The organism is Microcystis sp. LEGE 08355 (assembly GCF_015207185.1).
Lineage (GTDB): Bacteria > Cyanobacteriota > Cyanobacteriia > Cyanobacteriales > Microcystaceae > Microcystis > Microcystis panniformis.
Window position 1 is genome coordinate 1 of record NZ_JADEXI010000899.1, and the last position, 1,274, is coordinate 1,274.

Consider the following 1,274-nt stretch of genomic DNA (forward strand, 5'->3'; position numbering starts at 1 on the left):
TGTTCCCAAAAAATATAGAAGAGTTAATGCAAATTAGCCGCTATCGGTTGAAGGATTACATCAAAGGACAAAGAGCGATATCGCTTGCCCTATCTACCTTCTAGCTCGCTTGTCCCCCTCTCAGGTCTGAATGATGCCCATCTGAAACATAAAAAAGAACTGGATTCCTTGCTAACTCTACGATTTCAGAAGTTTAATAAATCTCAGATTATGAACGTCTAAAGTATAGATTATTTAATTGATTATTATTCATTTTTAATTCTACTGACTCGGAGAATACTGACTCCTAAATCTAACAACAATTTTTGATTTTTATAAGAGGTCTAGGGATCAGATTGGAGTTTTCAGTCAAAAGTTGACGACTGGCGACCAGATACTGCCCCAAGGGAAAGACTGGCGATTTTTGCCAGAACTATAGAGAAATGAAGTGCTAGAATAAATAGAATTTATCAATTAACTCCTACATGGTCGTTTCCTCGCAACTGCCGAGTTATCAAGATGTTTTAGTGGTGGGATCGGGAGCGGCGGGATTGTATGCCGCACTGTGTTTACCCCCTAACTTAAAGGTGGGTTTAATTACCAAAGAAGATTTAAAAACCGGGGCTAGTGATTGGGCGCAGGGGGGAATTGCGGCAGCCACGTCCCCGGCAGATTCCCCTGTTTTCCATTTGGAAGATACCCTGAAAGCTGGAGCGGGCTTATGCGAGCGCTCTGCTGTGCAGTTTTTAGTCGAGAAGGCCCCGCAAGCGATCACTGATTTGCTGCGGTTGGGGGTTAGTTTTGATCGCTCTGGAGACGACTTAGCCCGCACTCTTGAGGCTGCCCACTCCCAGGCCAGGGTACTGCACGCGGCCGATCGCACGGGGAGAGCGATCATCAGTACCCTGATGGAAAAAGTGGTCGAACGCCCCAATATTACCATTATTCCCCAAGCGATCGCACTGAAACTGTGGCTTGATTCAGAAGGGCAACGCTGTCAAGGTATTTGTTTACTCCATCAAGATCATCTCTGTTGGCTACGAGCGCAAGCAGTCATTCTGGCTACGGGAGGCGGCGGTCAAGTCTATGCCCAAACTACCAATCCCGCCGTTAGCACCGGGGATGGAGTCGCCCTCGCTTGGCGTGCTGGGGCAGTGATTCGCGACCCGGAATTTTTTCAGTTTCACCCCACCGCTTTGACTGTGTCGGGGGCGCCGCGGTTTTTAATTAGTGAGGCGGTGCGCGGCGAAGGAGCGCATTTAATTGATGCCCAGGGGCGGCGTTTTCCCTTCGAT

1 protein-coding gene is annotated in these 1,274 nt (G+C 48.3%); it reads left to right on the forward strand.

What is annotated here, in order from left to right; translation table 11 throughout:
• Positions 1-464 precede the first annotated feature (464 nt).
• The coding region (locus IQ242_RS25080) for an FAD-binding protein (RefSeq protein ID WP_193961821.1) at positions 465-1,274 on the forward strand (810 nt) is incomplete at its 3' end.